The 238-nt window shown below is 56.7% G+C and carries 1 protein-coding gene; it reads right to left on the bottom strand.

Annotation, left to right across the window (positions count from 1 at the left end):
* Positions 1-238 (bottom strand): hypothetical protein (locus tag ACYP03_RS27850; protein ID WP_459782917.1); only part of this gene is annotated, 238 nt, incomplete at both ends.

The following is a 238-nucleotide window of genomic DNA, read 5'->3' as shown; positions in this document are numbered from 1 at the left end:
CGGTATCTTGCAGCAAGGCGTTAAATGACGAACCGATATTGATGTTATCACCGTCTTCCTGCCCGTTGCCGTAGTGCACCTGTGCCGCGCCGTCCCAGACAGGCACATCGGCAATACCCTGGACATCAAAGGACAAAATGCCGGTCAATTGAGCCGGCGGCGTGCCTTCTGTGACGTCAATCTGGGCGGTCACGGTGAAATCCAGCAAGAAGCCAGGCTCGGCAGCCGTCGAGTAATC

The organism is Photobacterium sp. R1, from assembly GCF_054600795.1.
This window is presented reverse-complemented; position numbering and strand designations above follow the sequence as displayed.